Below are 17665 nucleotides of genomic sequence, written 5' to 3' on the forward strand. Positions count from 1 at the left end.
TCTATGTAAATAATTTCCTTGGGATAAAAAGAATTATCTCCCATAATTGTGTAGTATTCAGTAGAATAAATCAGGAGTTTTGGTGATAGGGGGGATAAGTATTGTTCACAGTGTATGTGGCAAGTCAGGAGGGACTGCGTGCCAAATTGGTAGGGGCGGTGAAGAATATTCCCGGGGCCGTACTGGATGGCAGCTCGACCGACTTGCGACAAGCACTGGATGAATGCGCTACAGAAAATCCGGGTGTCCTACTCATCGACGATGAGCTGTTAATACAAAATGTAGGGCTTTTCGAACAAATTGCGAGCCTCCCCTATCCGATTGTTGTACTAGCTTCTCCGACGGATGCTGGAGCTGCCCGCCGTGCTTTGGCGATTAAAGCCAAAGACTTTATCAGCCTCGACAGTTGGCAGCAAGATTTAGCAGCCATTTTGTCACGGGTGGCCACGCCACTCGAAGGGGAAGTGCACCATGATGGGCGTGTTATTGTGGTGTTTTCGTCTAAAGGGGGCGTTGGCAAGACAACACTGAGTGTGAACTTAGCTATTGCCCTCGCCAAAGCCAGTCGTCAACCTGTCGCCATCGTGGATTTGGACATTCAATTTGGGGATGTGGCGCCCATGGTCGGGGACGCGCCCCTAGTGACCTTATATGATTTGGTTAAGGGAACAACCCACATTGAAGCGGATATGGTGAAACGGGCGCTCAAACGCGTGGCCAATAATGTGTACATTTTGGCCGCACCCAATAATCCCGAAGAAGCGGACGATATTCGGGCCGATCACATTGTGCAAGTTCTGCAATTATTACGCGAAACTCATGCCTACGTGGTTGTTGACACCGCACCGGGTTACACCGATATTAATGTCGCGGCTTTTGATTTTTCTGATACGATTTTAACGGTTTGTACTCCGGATGTGGTAACGTTGCGCACAGTTGGACAAGCGCTTCAGGTTTTTTACGACGGGTTTCATTACGCTAAGGACAAAGTGCGGATTGTTCTCAACCGTAGCGGATCGAAAACAGGAGTCGAAACCACCGATATTGCCCAGGTGCTCCAAAGTGCCGTCAGTTATCAATTACCCAGTGATGGCGCCTATCCCGTCCGCGCAGCCAATGAAGGACAGCCGCTCATGTTACAGTTTCCGGAGTCGGCGTTGGCGCGAGCCATCCAAAATATTGCGAATGATATTGTTCAAGAAACGGAAGGCCGTCAACGTACAGTCGCCAAAAAACCGGGCAGACTTCCCTTCTTTTCCCGATTACTGCGAAAACCTGATTAACCGTGTTCCGGATGTCCGGACTATTTTCTATTCTCTTTCCGCCTTATTTCTGCCTACGCTCTATTCATTGTGATGAAACATGTCATGTTATGAAGAATTATGTTACAGTGCACAATAATGTGAGTGTGCCCAAAATCATGACACAATGGAAGAGGAGCGAATGGCATGAGCCAAAGAGGATACTGGGGAATAGGAATTATAGCAATAATTATCGCATCCGGTGTAGGATACGCTATAGCTAAGGCGCAGGACGTGCCGCCCAAACCGACGACAAATATCGGTCCCCAGTCCTTTACCAAATATGCAATGAATTCTCGCAATAACGCGGTGTACGAAACGGCAAATGTGAAAAATTGGACGGCTAACTGGACTTTTACGGCTAAAGAACCATTGCAGCAGGCTTCTATCGCGAATGGCATTGTCTATATTTCAGGAGACGGCGGTAATTTGGCCTATCGCCATAACGATTTAATTTATGCGGTGGATGCCCAAACCGGGCAAAAATTATGGACGACTCAGCTTAATAATATGTCGATGACGACGCCCGTTGTCGCTCATGGTATGGTGTTCGTAGGCAGTGGCACGCAAGGATTTAATCCCAAGGAGCAAGCCCTTGTCAATCATTTGCATACGCGTCATATTATTCGCGGAACCGGGCCTAATGCCATTTATGCCCTTAACAGCCTAACAGGCCAGGTAATCTGGAAATATAACACGCCGGGAGAAAATATGCCCACGTTTGTTTACCACCAAGGCACTCTTTATGTCGCCAATGGAAATGGCAAGGTCTATGCCTTTAACGCCAAGTCCGGCACCTTGTTATGGACGGTGAATATTGGATCATATGTCAGTATGTCTTCTCCGGTGCTAGATGGGCATTTTCTCTATATCTCTGGGGCTCATCCCTATGCCTTGTATGCGGTCAATATCCAAACGCACCGGATTCAATGGAAAACACCTGTGCCAGCAGTCTTTGCTGGATCGGATGACTGTTCTTTGGCCCTGTGGCATCACCGGCTCTTTTTAGAGGGGACGGCGGGCACGTGGCACCACCCGCGTTCGGTATTATTTGCTTTTGACAGTCAAGATGGGCGCTTACTGTGGAAAAGGCGTTTAGGTGGGGGATTGTTGCCCACCAACATTGAAGTTTCGGCTCCCGTGATGGATCATGGTACGGTTTTTATTGGCTCGCCGATTACCCATAAAGAATATGCATTTAATGCCCGAACCGGTCATCTGGATTGGTCGTTTAAGGCCGCAGCCCCCATTGCCGAATCACCTGCCATCTTTGATCATCACCTCTTTGTGGGAGATACGATGGGAATGTTCTATGTTTTAAATAGTACAACTGGCAAGGAAATTGCCGCGCGCTATCTAGCTGGAGCTTTTGCTGCCGACTATCCCTTAATTGTCGGAAAAACCCTGTATCAACCGAATCAAAATGGGCAAATGTTAGCGATACCCTTAACCACCTTGATGGACTCTAACAAAAATGCTTTCGTCAGTTTAGCTGTACCTTCCGGCGCGTTGGGAGCTGATATATTGCAAGGAGAAAAAATTTTTATGAGCCCCGCGTTGTCATCCCGGGGTCTAACTTGCAACTCCTGTCATGTGGATCAAGGCACGACCACGACGTATGCTAGGGGGCACATTATTCCGACACTGATTGGCGCCGCTTCGGCATTTCCTCTCGTAAGAAATGGTCACGTGAGAACGTTAGATGGACAAATTAATCATTGCATCGCTGCAATGGGGGGAAACCGATTATCCTCGTCAAGCCGGACAATGAAGTATTTAAATTTGTATTTGCATTGGCTATCTAGTGGGTTTTCTGACCATCTTACACCCAGCGCCGCACACCAAACGATTACGGGAGGCTGCAATTAATGAACATCACGCAAAAAATAACGGCTTTAGCCTTTGCGGCACTGATGGTGGGGATAGGGAGCTATATGCTGACCACACGAGATCTGGTCATCAAAGCGCAGCAAGTGAGTCAAGAGCAGGCGGGCAGAGTGCTGTTTGCGAATTTATGCGCAACATGCCATGGTCCGGGTGGAGATGGATCAGGAGGAGCGCCTAATTTGAGCGACGGGCGTGTCTTACAAAAATATCCGACATCACAAGCCTTAGGCACGTTTATTCAACAACGCATGCCCGCAAGTGCCCCGGGGACTTTGAATCCTGACGAAACGCGCGATTTAGTATTATATATTCAAAGGTTAAACCGTGGCCCATCATAAAAGGCTTGCTAGTTGAAGTCCATGCAGTGTAACGCTACAATGGGGACATGGTGTGAAAGGGAGGGCCACGTTTGTTAAGGTATGTCCGTGCCTCATTAGAGGATCAGGCGAAGGTTGAAGAGTTTTTACGGAGTATTCAAGATGAGGGTTTACTGAAGGAAGTGAGTACACTTCTCAGTCTCACGCAAGGTGGTTTGTATTTAGCAATTGATGATCATGATGCAATTGTCGGGACAGCAGTCATTACGTTGCCGAAAAGGCACGAGGCATATCTTGGTCATGTCAGACTGGCATCCCCCAATCAGGATCGGGAGACATTAAAAGACTTTGCATCCTTCCAACTCGAAGAAGCGCGAAAATTGGGTGCTCATGTCGTACGGGCGCTGGCCAGTGAAAACGACCAATTGTGGGCTACTGTCTTGCAGGAGGAATCCGAGTTTAAACCGGTGGAAAAATGGGTCGTGGGAACCTTTGAAGGATTTCAAGCTCCTGATGTTCCTCCCCTCGAAGCGGGACCAGCCTGGGCGGTGGATAAAGAACGTATTCGAGAATTTATGGATCAAGTGACGAATCCCCTATGGGCCGAGAATGATCTACATATTCCGAGTTCCCTTGAACCGCAAGATTTAGAGAATCAATTTGAAGTGGGCGGCGTTGCGGTGGCCCCTCAAGATGGACGGTTGACGGTGGACTCTTTAGCGCTCTACCGGGTGCGCAACACGGATGCGATTGATATTAAATATTTTCGGAGCCATGGCCATTATATTCGTCAACTTCTTGATTATTTGTGGCTGGAAGCCCGTGCCTGGGGCGTTTCTAAAATGCGCTTTGGGTTGAATGAACAAACAGCATCCCAAATTGCTGATACATTACAAATTCCCATTCAGGTGGAATGGGCGGGGAGTATTTTGGTCCATTATATTAATCATGGACTGCAAGCGGCATCTGTATGATTCTTAATCGGTTTCAGGGATGGAAAGAGGCTTGGTGGCCCGACAAAGAGTCGGCTAAAGAGCTGTTTCAAATCTTAGTATTTAGCCGTATAGCGTTAATCGTGGCGGGGTGGATAGGACTGGCCCGGCTACCGTGGAAGTACTATTCTCCCACGTTTAACGTCACGACCAATCCTATTCTTTTGATGTGGATTCGGTGGGATGGCTTATGGTATACAGGTATTGCGATCCACGGTTACTGGTTTCAAGCTCTGGCCTTTTTCCCCCTCTATCCGCTTCTCACGGCGATATTACATTGGATGACATTTCTCCCGGTTTATGTCACCGCCTTGATCGTATCGAATTTGGGACTGATTGGTTTTACGATAAGCTTTTACGGATTGGTTCGCGATCTCTACGGCGAGGACTTGGCGAAACGAGCGGTGTGGATTGCGATTATGTTTCCCACTGCTTTTTTTATGTCGGCGGCGTATACCGAAGGCCTTTACATGTTTTTGAGTACGACCGTGTTTTGGTTGGCCTACCGTAAAAAATTTTGGGCTGCAGGAATCTTTGGCATGTTAGCGGCTTTAACCCGCAATGAAGGCGCATTTACAGTTATTCCGATTTTATGGTCCTATTATCAAAGTTATGGGTGGACCATTAAAAAATCCCTGTGGAGTGTGCTTTTGGTTCCAGCGGGGATTGTAGCGTTCATGATCTACCAATGGCGGGATTTTGGCTCGCCGCTAGCATTTATCGCTGCGCAGTCCTATTGGGGCCGTCAAATCACTTGGCCATGGGTCGGAATATTTTTGGCAATAAAGACCATTTGGCACGGTAGTCCATTGCAGCCGAGCACAATTCTCAGTATGATAGATTTATGTGCCGCGCTTATTTTTATGATTTTATGGATTTTCGCGTGGCGGCGAAAGTTTCCTGTTGACTGGTTAGCATATTGGGGTATCCTGTTGCTGATTGATATTTCAGCACCGGATATTCACGGGAGAAGTCCGTTATTATCGATGTCGAGGCTTGTGCTGATATTGTTTCCCGGTTTTGTGATGCTGGGTATACTAGCAAAGCATGAGAGTTGGAATCGATTTTTTCAGTGGCTTCTCCCCATGTTGCAGGTGACATTCTTTTTGATCTTTGCAACATGGCATTGGATTGCATAATACTCAAGGAGGCTAATGCATGCATGCCTTAGTGATTCTTCCCACCTACAATGAGTTGGGAAATCTCGGACCGTTGGTAGATTCGATCATCGAACAAGGTGAGATGTTTGATGTCTTGATTATTGATGACGGGTCTCCAGATGGCACGGGATTATTAGCCGATCACTTGAAAACGGTTTATCCCAACCGTGTGGAAGTGATTCACCGTCAAGGCAAGCTGGGTTTGGCGACGGCGTATCTTACGGGATTTCGATTTGGTTTAAACAAGGGATATGACTATATGTTCGAAATGGACGCGGATTTTTCCCATAACCCGCGTTACCTTCCCGAATTTATCGAGACCATGTTGCGTGAAAAAGCCGACGTGGTCTTAGGCTCGCGTTATGTTCAAGGAGGCGGCGTTACGCGGTGGCCGTGGTACCGCAAGCTGATTTCCCGCGGGGGATCACTTTATGCGGGGTTAGTGCTGGGAGTCAACGTGAAGGATTTAACCGGAGGTTTTAAATGCTTTAGTCGGCGCGTTCTGGAATCCATTAATCTAGAGACCATTGAATCGACGGGTTATGGGTTTCAAATTGAAATGACCTACCGGGCCCTTAAAGCAGGATTCAAGGTTGTGGAGATGCCGATTATTTTTGAAGAGCGTCGGGAAGGCAAGAGCAAGATGTCTCCCGCTATTTTTATGGAAGCGTTATGGATGGTGGGAAAGTTACGCATTCAAAGTGGTCTTGAAGGGGAGCATCATCCAGCGGGAGAACGGCTGCGTTAAGCTCTATGATAATGAAATATCGGCAGTTAATTGACCGGATGCTTCGATATGGCATCATAGGAGTGAGTGGTGTTGGCGTCAATCTCGGTGTATTGACGATTTTACACCACCTTTGGCCGTTACAAGCAACCTTGACTTATGTGATAGCCGTAGAAGCGTCCATTATTAGCAATTATGTGTTGAATGCGTGGTTTACATTCAAAGCACGGGTCCATTTCGCTGGGTTGATGCGGTACAATGTGGTATCGGCTGGTGGGTTAATTGTTCAAACAGCGATCTACAAATTGTTATTATTGCAACACCTGAATTATATTGTGGCGGATTTAATTGCGATTCCTTTTGGAACAATCATTGGCTTTATCTTATCGAATGTCTGGGTTTTTCGGGGACGGGAGGGCTCATCCTCACATGACCAAGTCAACAACCCGGTTACCGGGGCCCCAGCCAGCCCCCCTGGACGCCCTGGAGGCCGTCGTTGAGGCGGGGCTCGCGATGCTAACCAGTGGTGCTGAAGTGTCTCGTGTAGAAGACACGATGGTGCGCCTGGCGCAGGCCTACCGAATTGAGCCGGTCGACGTCGTGGCAATGCCGACGGCATTATTCGTGGCGGGGCCGGATGGCCGTAGCCTCGTGAAACGGGTGCGGCGGCGTTCCGTCAATTTGGCCGTTGTCGCGGAAATTAACCAGTTGTCACGGGACGTGGCGAAAAATCCGATTCCGCTCAACGAATTTCGTGAACAACTAGAAAAGGCCAAGCAACGAGCGATTTACCCACCCTGGTCGAGTATTTTGTTTGCGGCCGGAGCCGCGGGCCTTATTAGCCAGTTAATGGGGGGGCACTTGGTTGACGTGTTGCCCGCTGCGGTCAGTGGTGGGCTAACTCAGCTGACCCGGCGCACCTTGTTCAAAACCCAAATTCCTGGCAGTCTGAGTGACTTATTGTCGGCGGCCGTAGCTACACTTCCTGCCTTATTTCTCGCCCGCTTTCATACATTTCAACCCGGGGCCATTCTTGTCGGTGGCATTATGGTCTTGACGCCGGGATTACTCTTTACGACGGCGGTGCGTGATGGGATTACGGGAGATTTAGTGTCAGCCGTGAGCCGCTTGCTGGAAGCCTTGCTTATTGGCGGAGCGGTGGCGGCAGGGGCGAGTTTGCCTTTATATATTTATTTGCACTTAGGAGGGCGCTGGCCGTGATTCAACAAGCCCTATTTGCGGCGTTGACCACGATGGCCTTTGGCTTTTTGTATCAGGTGCGGACGTCCTTGTTATGGATTGCGGGAGTGATTGGGGCTTTAGCCTGGATGGCTTCGCTTACGGTGAGCCTCATCCCTGGGGCGGGTCTTTTGGGAGACTTCGTCGGCGCTTTTGTGGTAGGCAGCTTGGCCGAAGTCGCAGCATTGTGGAAAAAGCAGCCGGTAACCATTTTTGTGGTGCCCGCAATTATTTCTTTTGTGCCTGGTTATATGGTTTATGAAAGTATGGTGGCATTTCTCAAAAACCATTTTAATCAAGGACTACGTTTTGGTCTTACCGCAATTTTTTCAGCGGCGGCGTTGTCATTAGGCCTGGCGCTCGCAACCGCCCTCTTACGGCCATTACTGCGTCCCCGCCATCCCTTTAGTTCTCATTAGGCGCATTGTCCTTCTCTTTGGCTTGACAGTCCGGGCATAACCCATGAATCTCCAAGTCATGATAAAGAATCTTATACCCATAAGGTTCCACAATTTCATCCACGCGTTGTTCCAAACGACAGTTATTTAAATCCACGACTTGATTACAGCCGACGCAGACGAGATGGTGATGGTGGTGGCGAAACGGCGGAATCAATTCATAACCGACAGATCCATGGCCAATCAGTACAGGATGGACGATACCGATCGCTGTAAACAATTCAAGAATCCGGTAAACCGTGGTTTGGTTGATGCCAGTAGATTGGATTTCCTCAACAACCGTCGATATGGGCAAAGGAAATGGACTGGATTCCAGTAACCGGTAGACATGCAAACGGTCGGGAGTTACCCGGAATCCTCGCTCCCGCAAGGTTTCTTGGAACAATTCTTCGTGATTTGCCATGCTGGCCTCCATATCTTTCAATATTATGTTCGCTTTTTGAGTAAAAGGCAAGGAAGATATGGCTATTCCTTCTTGGGGAGAAATCCTTGGTGTTGCAAGGCTTCTAACACTTGATCCGGTTGTTGGCTAATAACAAAAATCTCTTGGGCGGCGCCACTGGAACGACCGATTAATTTTAACCCACTTGGGGTAAAGTACTGAAATGACAACCCCATCTGACTGCCTGATTTGGGTTTAATAGTCCCGGGAATGACACCATCAACCGAGGGGAGGGACGACAAAAAGCGTAAGTGAGGCTCCAGTTCCCGAAGAACGTGGTGCTGCCGTTTCACTTTGGATTGTCGATATTTAGCCATATAAAATCCTGCCCTTCTTAATACCCTCAATGGTATCAAATTCGTGCAGTGAATCCAAATCAAGAATCATATCCCGGATGTGGGAAAATTGCATCAAAAGCATGAAAAGGAGAGATGGATCATTCGTCCCCATTATTGCAGTTACTGTCAAGGTGTATTGCAGTGGATGCGGCTCGATCACAAACCCCGTTTAGTCTGTCAACAATGTGGCCGCGTGCATTATCTGGATCCCCGGTTGGCGGTTGCCATCTTGTTATACGAGCCAAAGCATGTCGTCTACTTAGCCAAACGCCTTGTGGAACCGGGATGGGGACAATGGATCATGCCTGGAGGGTATGTGGAACCGGGAGAGGATTTAAGGGATGCCTGTTTACGGGAACTGAAAGAAGAACTACATCTTTCGGCAGGACCATTGCGCTTAATGGGGATTTACTTAGATCGTCCGAACACTTTTACCGCCGTGTTTAGTTCCCCATTAATCCGCGGTGTAAAATCCTCCGGCAGTCCTGAGCTTTCCGCCCTGCACCCTTTTGCATGGCCAGATATCCCGTGGAACCATCTCTATTTTCAGTCGACGCATCTGGCAATCAGGGATTTTATGGCTGAAACTTTGTGGCAGGAACAGCTCGAAAATGCAAAACCCCCGGCGCTTTGACGTATGACGCCGGGGTCGTCCTAATTTCAGATGTTAATGAGATAAATGCGAAGCGCGGCGCTCAATTCGCCGATTTTTGGATTCCTGGGTCACGACTTCGGGTAAGCGGACATCATCCCAGCGTTGGACCACAACCGTGCCCTCTTCAATATGGGCATATTCGGGTTGTTCGCCGTGGCCATCGCCTAGCGCAATCACATCGCCAATTTTAATTTGGGCTGGCTGCAAACGGAGAGCATAAATATGCCGGGCCCGGTCCCCCGGTTGACCTGCGTATACCGTTCCCCGGAGCCATCCAAATACCATGACGTCTCCCGATGCGATAATGGTTGCGCCCGGATTGACATCGCCAATCACGATGATATCGCCTTGATGCATAATTTGTTGTCCAGAACGAACCGTATGGCGCACAATGAGTGGCGGCGACGGCGGTTTTTTTGCTTCCAGTGGAATCACGCTGGAGGGATCGGTTTGGATAATGCCTTTCAGTGTTAGATTGGGAAATATGGAAAAAACTTCGGCGACACGCTGGAACAACGAAGGGGTGAGGGGCAAATTGACTTCCAAATAAATGGCCGCTGTGCCGAGAAATTTATGACGCGCATTTAACGTTTTGACAAGATCATCCACGAGTCCGTCCTCATTGCTTAAATCCGTGGCTAAAAGATGAAGTCCCCGGCGATCGCCCTTCAGTTCCATACATTTTCCCTCCATGAGAAAAATAAGAAAAATAAACAAAAATACCGTGCAAATCATTATTTAACGTTCAAATGAAACGGTCCCATTTCCGAAAAGATCTGGGTATTTTCCTGTCTTGTATACCGATTTTGCACGATTCGTCATGATGCATGTTTTTGGACAACACGTTCCGAGTCAGAGCCGGATTCTTTGCCCGGTAATGATCAATAATCATCACATTCCACTTTGACTCGGCAAAATCCTGCCTCTTTATCCTATAATTTTTCGACAGGGAGAACAATGTCAGCATCAGCGAATTTCTTATCCTATCCCTAAAATCCTTTGGGCTTAGGCGAAAGATAGTAGATCATGCCGTCCGTTGTAATTTCTTTAGCCCCAATAATCCACCCCTGTTCCAACTTGATCTGCGCCTCAGGTGGGCTTATGGGCTGATGATTCGACAAAAGATAATAATGGTGTCTGACTGTCCTTGGCTGTTGCTCGACTGATGAGGCAGAAAAGGCAACAGAGGACCAGTAAGGCACATTGGACTCTATCTCGTCGATACCACAGAGGTACCAGGAGCATGGTAATTGGTATTGGCTGATCCACGCCTGCAGTCGTTTTAAGCGAAGGGGGCCGCCGGTGGCGATAATCCAGAGCGCAAAATGGGGATTGGTTACGGCTTCCAAACGGTAGGCTGTTAATTTAGTCCGCCACTGTTTGGCTGTTTCTTTTCCCGTATCCATTTCCAATAACACCGGATGAGGATAAAGGGGTAGCTGGATGACGGCATCCGGGTAGAGACGGTAATAACTACCAGCAAATTGCCATGACGCGATCCACGGATATAACCGGATATACGTTTCACTCACTAATTGCCTATGGCGTTCATGGGCGCCGCGGTGAAACCGGGTGGGTTGGTTGCCAGAGGGCACCATGAAAGACAATTAAGTCTTGAGGAATTGTTTCATTGATCAAAACCAGCCCAAAATGACGCTTGGCCTGTTCGAACGATAAATAGCCAGTATTTTCAATCACCCGTTGCCAGGTTAGGGGCTCTTTAACAGAAGAGACGGGCGGTGTTGTCCCGGGCTTTGTCATGGGTGAACTCTTTCTTCCGCCAGCGGAATATGAGATAGCTGGAGCCGTTTTGGAGACTGTAAGCGTCCATTTTGAGTCAGCTGGGCATAAGCTGTGCCCCTCGGAAGATAGCGTAAATCGGGAGGCAAGTCGTAAGGCTGGGCCAGACGAGAAAATATCGCGGCATCATCAGCGTGAATCCCCCCGAAAATAATCCGCTGGCGGGCATTGGCCAATAAGGCTTCTTTGAGGGGAAGCGTTAACTGCCCAAGATCTTGATGTGACAAGATAATTCCGACTGAATAACCACGGGCTAAAGCCAAATAATCCCCCAAATCTGGTGTGACATATTGATGAAACTCATCGAGATACAGGAAGTAGGGATGGACTGTGCTCGCTTTAAGCCGGCGATAAGTGGCCATGGCTAATCCATGCCATAAAAGTGTTCCCAGAACTTTGGCAGACTCTCCTAAGCGGGCCAGCGACAAAGGACAAATGACACTAATGTCGTCTTTGAGCACGCTATCCCAGTCGAAATCACCGGGTCCAGATAGGACCCGGCGCACATCAGGGTTAACCAAAAGCAATTCTAAACGGTTCAGTAAGCCTTGACGCTGTTCTTGGGCAGTTCGGGCACCAATTTGTTTCATTTGTTCGCGAAAATAGGCCAGGATCCGGACATCTTCTGTTTGGGCAAGAACATCTTCTCGAAAAGATTCGGCGCGAAGAAAATCTAAAACATGATGCAGGTCGGCGGCGTCGCCTAAGGCTTCTTTGACCGCCATCACGCTATACATTAATAAGACACGAGAGGTGACAGCATAAAAGGGATGGCCCGCTTCGGTAATTTGGTTAAGCGCCCAGGACAGTCCTTCAGCCGCAACATCGGCGGGCCCATTTAAGGGATTATAATGGGCACAATTGGGTTTGTGCGGGTCAAAATAAATCAAGGTTGCATGACAGGACAGGGCGGTTTGATAAGCGGTATAACTGAGATCTCCTTTCGGTTCAATCAGCGTGATACCGCGCTTGGCTTCTAAATCTTGCCGAATTAAGGGCATTAAAATACTTGAGGATTTGCCTGAACCCGTGGGCCCAATAATATGCATGTGCATAAACCGGTCCCTACTGTGGATTTGAATGGGCCAATGCGTTATCGGCCGATAACCCACCGTGATGGCCTGTTGCGGCGAACTTTTATCGGCCCTGTGTTTCCATAAGAAAAAACCGGCAGCAATAGACAGCAGGACAGCGTTGGGGATGATGTCCACCATCCACCATGTGGCCAAAAAAGCTAAAGCCATCCATTTACGCCGCGAAGCATTAATGGCAAGCAACAGAACCGAAATGACGCCCATCATTAACATATCCCAGGGATGAATAAAGTGAGCATAGCCGAACAGATGGGAGAAAAGAGCGTCCAGAATAGCCATAAGACTCCAAAAACCTATGACAACCCAATATAATGCCGACAAGACCGATTTTAGTCGAGAACCCATGATGACCACACCTCCTTAAGTCGACAAAATTCGACAAAGAGAGGAGAAATCCTCTATTCTCTTTTAACTGTTTTCCCGGGTATTATCGTCGTTGTCGTGAGAGTAAAAATTATTTGGTCATAGGGAAGATGATGATTCGCGCAATGCGTTGGAAAAGAGAAAAAGTCCCCCGTAAGCCAACGGGGGACTTTGAAATGAGTAAAGACCAAGATTAGTTGCCTGACCAGTCAATGTGAGAGATAAACGGGAATGAGGTTAAGGCGTGTTCGAGATCGTGAATGATCGTCTGTAAGTGTTCGGGCGTATCGGCTTCTGCCCGGGCGACTAAAGCGGGTTGGGTATTAGATGCTCGCACCAATCCCCAGCCGTAAGGGAAAACCACGCGGACTCCATCGACATCGATCACCGATACATCACTTCGGTTTTGATAGGCATTCCGTAACGCGTTGACGACTTCCATCTTTTTATCATCGGGACAATCAATGCGCACTTCGGGAGTTGACGGCTTCATCGGGACATCTTGGAGTAATTGGGATAGCGGGCGATCGGAATGTGAGAGGATCCTTAAAAGGCGTCCGGTTGCATAAAAGGCATCATCAAATCCATAATACTCATCCGCGAAAAACATATGTCCTGACATTTCCCCGGTAAAGACGGCGCCAATTTCTCGCATGCGGGCTTTAATCAGTGAATGCCCCGTCTTGAAGAATTCGGGTTGGCCTCCTAAGCGTACGATTTCATCCACCAAGGTTTGGGAGCACTTCACTTCGACAATGGCTTTTGCCCGCGGATGACGGGCTAGGATCTCTCGCCAGTAAAGGACCATGAGACGGTCTCCCCAAATAATTTCTCCTTGATCATCCACGACCCCAATCCGGTCTCCATCCCCATCAAAGGCCACACCCAAGTCCGCCCCAGTTTCTTTGACTCGTGCAATAAGATCTTGCAGATTCTTGGCTACGACGGGATCGGGATGATGATTGGGAAAAGTGGGGTCGGGCTCGCAAAACAGGAATTCCGCATTTTCCACACCAAAGGCTTTCATGACATCGCGCGCAAAAAGACTCGGCGTCCCATTCCCGCAGTCAACAATCACATGGAGGGCTTTGGGGCCCAACTGAATTTTTTCATGGAGCATGGCAAGATAAGCGGGCACGGGATTGGCGGTTGTCCGTTTACCGGCTCCCTGGTGAAAGGATCCGCTTTCTAAGATGGCCCGAACTTTTTGAATTTCCTCCCCGTAAATCGTGGCAGGGCCTAACGCTAACTTAAAGCCATTATATTCAGCGGGGTTGTGCGAAGCGGTAATCATGACTCCGCCATCGATATTGAAATGGATGCGAGCAAAATAAAAAATGGGGGTGGTAACCTGACCAATATCAATCACATCTACACCGGTAGACAACAACCCTTCGGTCATGGCATCGCGAAATGCCGGAGAGGAACTGCGAGAATCCCATCCCAGAAGCGCTTGAGATACGCCATGATCTAACAAATATGTTCCAAAAGCCTTGCCTAATTGGCTCACACCTTCTAAGGTAAAATCTTGGTCCACTAATCCGCGGATATCATATTCGCGAAACACGGTGGGATTTATGCTTGATGACATGCGCACGATCCTTTCCTTTCTCGTTTCTGGTCTCTTTTTGCTCTTTGGCTTGTTCTTAAGGCGACGACGTACGATTTTTATGAACTGATGAATTGTGCACGTCTTTCAAGATCATGTACCTCATGGGCTTCATCATACCGCTTGTCTTTGCGAGCGTCTACGCCAGGGCAAGATAAGAATTTTAACATAAACTGGCAGCATATTTTTTTGTGCTACTAACCAAATTTGTTGACGGGTTCCGAACATTTTTATAAAATTTTTTCGGAATCGTTCGGATTATATTGTCCCACACTATGGGCGGAGGTGTATGATGGCGGCAACCAAGAAAGCCAGCCAGTATGGTGATGAAGTGGCTCGCATTGAGCCCATTGGGATTGAACACATTGAAGAAACAGAACGGCACGGGCACGTGTCCTCTGTCTTCACCTTGTGGTTTGGAGCTAACGTAGAACTGGCCACGTTAACTACGGGAACAGCGGCGGTGGCGCTCTTTGGATTAAATTTTGAGCAAGCCGCCATTGGACTGATTTTAGGGAATATTCTCGGTGTAATTTTATTGGGTTTGGTGTCCACCTTTGGTCCCCGTTTGGGTGTGCCGCAAATGGTTCATTCGCGGGCGCCCTTTGGATTTTATGGAAACTTCATTCCTGGCGCCCTCAATGCGGTTGCGGGGGTCATGTGGTTTGCTGTCAACACGGTATTGGGATCATTTGCGTTTGAAGCCTTGTTCCATACCAATTTCGTTGTGGCCCTGGTGATTATGGCGCTGGTCCAGGTGATTGTAGCCGTTTATGGATATAATATGATCCATGCTGTCGAACGGTTTATGGCCATTATTTTAACCTTAGTATTTATTGGAGTATCGATTTTTGCATTTGCTCACGCTAATTATGCCTTGCCCTTTGATGCGAAATCCCCGTTAGGGCAATATACGGGAATTCGTGGGGGCATTATTGAAGCTGTCGGTTTGGCTCTATCGTACTTGTTAGGCTGGACCGTTTTTGGATCGGACTATACCCGGTATTTACCGGCGGACACGAAGCCGTCAAAAGTGTTTTTTAATGCGGCTTCCGCCAACTTCATTGCGGGGGTCTGGTTGGAATTAGTGGGTGTGGCACTCGCCACAATTTTCCCGCAAGCGGCTTCTAGTCCCAACCCCATTAGTTTATTAACAGGGATTGAGCCGCATTGGATGGTTCCCGTGGCTCTATTTGCCGTGATCATTGGTACCGTCACAGCTGATGTGTTAAATATTTATTCGGGTTCGTTGTCGGCCTTGGTTATTAATATTCCCGTTAAACGGTGGATGGCGGCGATTTTAGTCGGCATTATCGGGGCAATTTTAGCCTATATTGCCAGGAAGTCTTACTATTTGGATTTTGAAAACTTCTTGTTTTTGCTTGCCTATTGGTTGGCGCCGTGGACAGCTGTGGTATTGGTGGACTTCTTTGTAATCCGCAAAGAACGTTATCATACGGGTCTGTTTTATGATCCTAGACGGTTTGTCCGCTCAGGACTTTGGGCGTGGATTATTGCGATTGTGGTCTCTATTCCCTTTTTCAATCAGGCTTTATATGTCGGAAGCTTTGCTTACCATCATCCTCATATGGGTGATATATCCTATTACGTGAGTTTCTTTGTGGCGGCCCTGGTCTATTTCTTCTTAGGCCAGCGTACGGCACGGGATTAACCGGATACTGACAAGGACCGAACTCTCAGAGAAGGGTTCGGTCCTTGTTTATTGACCGTTATTTGTCCGGAGATTCGACTTCGATGAAGTCTGCCGGATCAAACACATAAAACGGTTGAGTACCACGGTGTTGTAGGGCAAAGAATCCAGCGAACAGCACAATTCCGCCCACGATCCAGTCAATACTGGACCCCATGAGTCCCGGGGCTAGAACAAGAAAGAGTCCTAACAGCCCGAACAAGAGACTCGATGTCAAATAGGAGAGTATGCGCAAGGGAAGATGTTGGTGATCACCCGCATGCGGCCATTGGTGACGATGGATTTTGGTTAGGAACCACGAGGCGCTTAAACTATCTAAAAAGAATTCTAACGTCAGGAAAAATCCCGCCGAGGATAAGACGACTTGAAATAAATGGTCGAGAGAGGGAACCCACAATTCCAAAGAGACAATCAACAGAGCGAGGCTTAAAGGGAGAATAATGGCGAGATAGGGAGATTTCCGGGTATTCATCTGCGTGAAATGTTGTGGCAGTAACCGGTCGCGGCCCAAGGCAAAGAGAACTCGGCTTAAAATATAGGTGGTCAGCCACAGGGATCCAGCGGTGGAGGCTAAAATGGGAATTAAAATAATCCAATGGGCAGAGGGAAATATGCGAAATGCCCAAGCGCTCAATGGATCGGGACTATTTGAGATCAAACGCAAGGGGGTTTCGTGCAAAATTAACGGAAAAAGGATGGCGTAGGTTCCGAAAGCAAATAACGCGCCCAAGATACCCGATAAACCGGGGTCTTTAGTGGGTGCTTTGGCTTCTTCTGCCGCGTAACTATCAATTTCCCAGCCATCCATGATGGTCGAGGCTACCACGGCGGCGATAAATATCCCGGTCCAGGGAATATGGGGTTCAGCGAAAACCTTGACATGTAAGAGCGGAAAGCGCCATAGGGCTGTGATCATTAAAATAACTAGGGAGAATACTTCAATACCCAAAAACAGTTCAGTAAATCGGGCGGTCGGTTTTGATCCCATTAGCAAAGGAATCATGGCAAAGGTCACCCAAAAGGCACTGATCATAAACAGTGCTAAGACCGGCGCATTCTGATTGGGAAAAAATAAGGCCCAAGTGTATTGTGCGGCGGGCATGACTATCGGAGGAAGGGAAGAAAAATAGGCGACAATCACCACGATTGCTTGAAACCGGGCGTAACGGGCGCCCATGACTTGCCTTCCCCAATGATAGGATGCCCCAGCATTGGGAAAATGTTGATTCAGTAACCGAAAGATAAACGCACTCGCTAATAACGGTATGGCAATGATGAGAATAGCCCACATGACGTCCGAGCCGGCTAACTCAATCATGACGCCTCCCGCTGCTGCAATACTAAATAACGGACCGACGCTGGAGATCGAGAGGGAGGTTAAATCCGTTAAATGAAAGACTTGACGAAATCTTGATGATGACAAATTTTTCAACAACTGGCACCTCGATTCTGCAGTGAACAGACACTGTCATCATACATGAGAACGCGGGTTTCTCACTAGCCCGTTTGAAGAGTAGTCAGCAGGATTTTATTGCCGAAAGAACGAAATGTTTCATAAAATGAAATCGAACC

At 48.2% G+C, this 17665-nt stretch carries 19 protein-coding genes; 11 read left to right on the top strand and 8 right to left on the bottom strand.

The genetic code is table 11. The features are described 5' to 3' along the window. Nucleotides 1-110: 110 nt before the first annotated feature. From B8987_RS10500 to B8987_RS10540, 9 genes are all read left to right on the top strand, one after another. The gene (locus tag B8987_RS10500) at nucleotides 111-1283 is read left to right on the top strand and encodes a CpaE/TadZ family protein (protein ID WP_242940706.1); all 1173 of its coding nucleotides are present in this window, start codon (nucleotides 111-113) and stop codon (nucleotides 1281-1283) included. A gap of 165 nt (nucleotides 1284-1448) precedes the next feature. Further along, nucleotides 1449-3170: an outer membrane protein assembly factor BamB family protein gene (locus B8987_RS10505; RefSeq protein ID WP_084661492.1), complete on the top strand. Its 1722-nt coding sequence runs from the start codon at nucleotides 1449-1451 to the stop codon at nucleotides 3168-3170. Next, on the top strand, nucleotides 3170-3526 hold the full coding sequence (locus tag B8987_RS10510) for a c-type cytochrome (protein WP_084661493.1): 357 nt from the start codon (nucleotides 3170-3172) through the stop codon (nucleotides 3524-3526). The genes B8987_RS10505 and B8987_RS10510 overlap by 1 nt, the downstream gene beginning before the upstream one ends. A 71-nt stretch (nucleotides 3527-3597) precedes the next feature. Beyond that, entirely contained in the window at nucleotides 3598-4479 is an 882-nt protein-coding gene (locus B8987_RS10515) for a hypothetical protein (protein WP_084661494.1), read from the top strand. After that, nucleotides 4476-5636 (top strand): hypothetical protein, encoded by a 1161-nt coding sequence (locus B8987_RS10520; protein WP_020376105.1) that lies wholly within the window; start codon nucleotides 4476-4478, stop codon nucleotides 5634-5636. The genes B8987_RS10515 and B8987_RS10520 overlap by 4 nt, the downstream gene beginning before the upstream one ends. Nucleotides 5637-5655: 19 nt before the next feature. Then, complete coding sequence (locus tag B8987_RS10525; RefSeq protein WP_020376106.1) at nucleotides 5656-6405, top strand: polyprenol monophosphomannose synthase; 750 nt, start codon at nucleotides 5656-5658, stop codon at nucleotides 6403-6405. 11 nt (nucleotides 6406-6416) lie between these two features. After that, nucleotides 6417-6884 carry a GtrA family protein gene (locus tag B8987_RS10530; RefSeq protein WP_084661495.1) on the top strand — a complete coding sequence of 156 codons (468 nt, stop codon included), beginning with the start codon at nucleotides 6417-6419 and terminating at the stop codon, nucleotides 6882-6884. Continuing rightward, a complete protein-coding gene (locus B8987_RS10535) occupies nucleotides 6814-7605 on the top strand; it encodes a threonine/serine exporter family protein (RefSeq protein WP_076006128.1) in 792 nt (263 codons plus the stop codon). Before B8987_RS10530 ends, B8987_RS10535 begins: the two co-directional genes overlap by 71 nt. Continuing rightward, nucleotides 7602-8042 carry a threonine/serine exporter family protein gene (locus B8987_RS10540; RefSeq protein ID WP_020376109.1) on the top strand — a complete coding sequence of 147 codons (441 nt, stop codon included), beginning with the start codon at nucleotides 7602-7604 and terminating at the stop codon, nucleotides 8040-8042. The genes B8987_RS10535 and B8987_RS10540 overlap by 4 nt, the downstream gene beginning before the upstream one ends. Here B8987_RS10540 and B8987_RS10545 read toward each other — a convergent pair. Beyond that, complete coding sequence (locus B8987_RS10545) at nucleotides 8029-8484, bottom strand: Fur family transcriptional regulator (RefSeq protein ID WP_176213226.1); 456 nt, start codon at nucleotides 8482-8484, stop codon at nucleotides 8029-8031. The genes B8987_RS10540 and B8987_RS10545 overlap by 14 nt on opposite strands. Before the next feature lie 62 nt (nucleotides 8485-8546). Further along, nucleotides 8547-8840, bottom strand: coding sequence for a DUF2103 domain-containing protein (locus tag B8987_RS10550; RefSeq protein WP_020376111.1), 294 nt, complete (start codon nucleotides 8838-8840; stop codon nucleotides 8547-8549). Between the two features lie 88 nt (nucleotides 8841-8928). Here B8987_RS10550 and B8987_RS10555 point away from each other — a divergent pair, with 88 nt between their 5' ends. Continuing rightward, nucleotides 8929-9495: an NUDIX hydrolase gene (locus B8987_RS10555; protein WP_139793525.1), complete on the top strand. Its 567-nt coding sequence runs from the start codon at nucleotides 8929-8931 to the stop codon at nucleotides 9493-9495. Nucleotides 9496-9528: 33 nt separating this feature from the next. Here B8987_RS10555 and minC read toward each other — a convergent pair whose 3' ends face one another. The 5 genes from minC to B8987_RS10585 form a co-directional block, all read right to left on the bottom strand. Then, nucleotides 9529-10194, bottom strand: a complete 666-nt coding sequence (minC, locus tag B8987_RS10560; protein ID WP_084661498.1) for a septum site-determining protein MinC — start codon at nucleotides 10192-10194, stop codon at nucleotides 9529-9531. A 311-nt stretch (nucleotides 10195-10505) separates the two neighbouring features. Further along, nucleotides 10506-11114 carry a hypothetical protein gene (locus B8987_RS10570; RefSeq protein ID WP_176213227.1) on the bottom strand — a complete coding sequence of 203 codons (609 nt, stop codon included), beginning with the start codon at nucleotides 11112-11114 and terminating at the stop codon, nucleotides 10506-10508. After that, on the bottom strand, nucleotides 11065-11277 hold the full coding sequence (locus B8987_RS10575; RefSeq protein WP_084661501.1) for a hypothetical protein: 213 nt from the start codon (nucleotides 11275-11277) through the stop codon (nucleotides 11065-11067). Before B8987_RS10575 ends, B8987_RS10570 begins: the two co-directional genes overlap by 50 nt. Continuing rightward, nucleotides 11274-12755, bottom strand: a complete 1482-nt coding sequence (locus tag B8987_RS10580) for a type IV secretory system conjugative DNA transfer family protein (protein WP_084661502.1) — start codon at nucleotides 12753-12755, stop codon at nucleotides 11274-11276. The genes B8987_RS10575 and B8987_RS10580 overlap by 4 nt, the downstream gene beginning before the upstream one ends. A 211-nt stretch (nucleotides 12756-12966) precedes the next feature. Continuing rightward, nucleotides 12967-14364 (bottom strand): phosphomannomutase/phosphoglucomutase, encoded by a 1398-nt coding sequence (locus B8987_RS10585; RefSeq protein WP_176213228.1) that lies wholly within the window; start codon nucleotides 14362-14364, stop codon nucleotides 12967-12969. Nucleotides 14365-14671: 307 nt separating this feature from the next. Here B8987_RS10585 and B8987_RS10590 point away from each other — a divergent pair, with 307 nt between their 5' ends. Then, a complete protein-coding gene (locus tag B8987_RS10590; RefSeq protein WP_242940661.1) occupies nucleotides 14672-16054 on the top strand; it encodes a purine-cytosine permease family protein in 1383 nt (460 codons plus the stop codon). 58 nt (nucleotides 16055-16112) lie between these two features. Here the strand turns inward: B8987_RS10590 and B8987_RS10595 are convergent, their stop codons facing one another. Next, nucleotides 16113-17525, bottom strand: coding sequence for an APC family permease (locus B8987_RS10595; protein ID WP_176213229.1), 1413 nt, complete (start codon nucleotides 17523-17525; stop codon nucleotides 16113-16115). Nucleotides 17526-17665 lie beyond the last annotated feature (140 nt).

The organism is Sulfobacillus thermosulfidooxidans DSM 9293, from assembly GCF_900176145.1.
In the GTDB taxonomy this organism is placed as follows: Bacteria; Bacillota; Sulfobacillia; order Sulfobacillales; family Sulfobacillaceae; genus Sulfobacillus; species Sulfobacillus thermosulfidooxidans.

Coding starts and splice junctions, on each gene's coding strand:
- B8987_RS10520 (WP_020376105.1), top strand. CDS start 4,476: ATGATTCTTAATCGGTTTCAGGGATGGAAAGAGGCTTGGTGGCCCGAC.
- B8987_RS10535 (WP_076006128.1), top strand. CDS start 6,814: ATGACCAAGTCAACAACCCGGTTACCGGGGCCCCAGCCAGCCCCCCTG.
- B8987_RS10530 (WP_084661495.1), top strand. CDS start 6,417: ATGAAATATCGGCAGTTAATTGACCGGATGCTTCGATATGGCATCATA.
- B8987_RS10525 (WP_020376106.1), top strand. CDS start 5,656: ATGCATGCCTTAGTGATTCTTCCCACCTACAATGAGTTGGGAAATCTC.
- B8987_RS10585 (WP_176213228.1), bottom strand. CDS start 14,364: ATGTCATCAAGCATAAATCCCACCGTGTTTCGCGAATATGATATCCGC.
- B8987_RS10545 (WP_176213226.1), bottom strand. CDS start 8,484: ATGGCAAATCACGAAGAATTGTTCCAAGAAACCTTGCGGGAGCGAGGA.
- B8987_RS10590 (WP_242940661.1), top strand. CDS start 14,672: ATGATGGCGGCAACCAAGAAAGCCAGCCAGTATGGTGATGAAGTGGCT.
- B8987_RS10575 (WP_084661501.1), bottom strand. CDS start 11,277: ATGACAAAGCCCGGGACAACACCGCCCGTCTCTTCTGTTAAAGAGCCC.
- B8987_RS10510 (WP_084661493.1), top strand. CDS start 3,170: ATGAACATCACGCAAAAAATAACGGCTTTAGCCTTTGCGGCACTGATG.
- B8987_RS10550 (WP_020376111.1), bottom strand. CDS start 8,840: ATGGCTAAATATCGACAATCCAAAGTGAAACGGCAGCACCACGTTCTT.
- B8987_RS10570 (WP_176213227.1), bottom strand. CDS start 11,114: ATGGTGCCCTCTGGCAACCAACCCACCCGGTTTCACCGCGGCGCCCAT.
- minC (WP_084661498.1), bottom strand. CDS start 10,194: ATGGAACTGAAGGGCGATCGCCGGGGACTTCATCTTTTAGCCACGGAT.
- B8987_RS10505 (WP_084661492.1), top strand. CDS start 1,449: ATGAGCCAAAGAGGATACTGGGGAATAGGAATTATAGCAATAATTATC.
- B8987_RS10580 (WP_084661502.1), bottom strand. CDS start 12,755: ATGGGTTCTCGACTAAAATCGGTCTTGTCGGCATTATATTGGGTTGTC.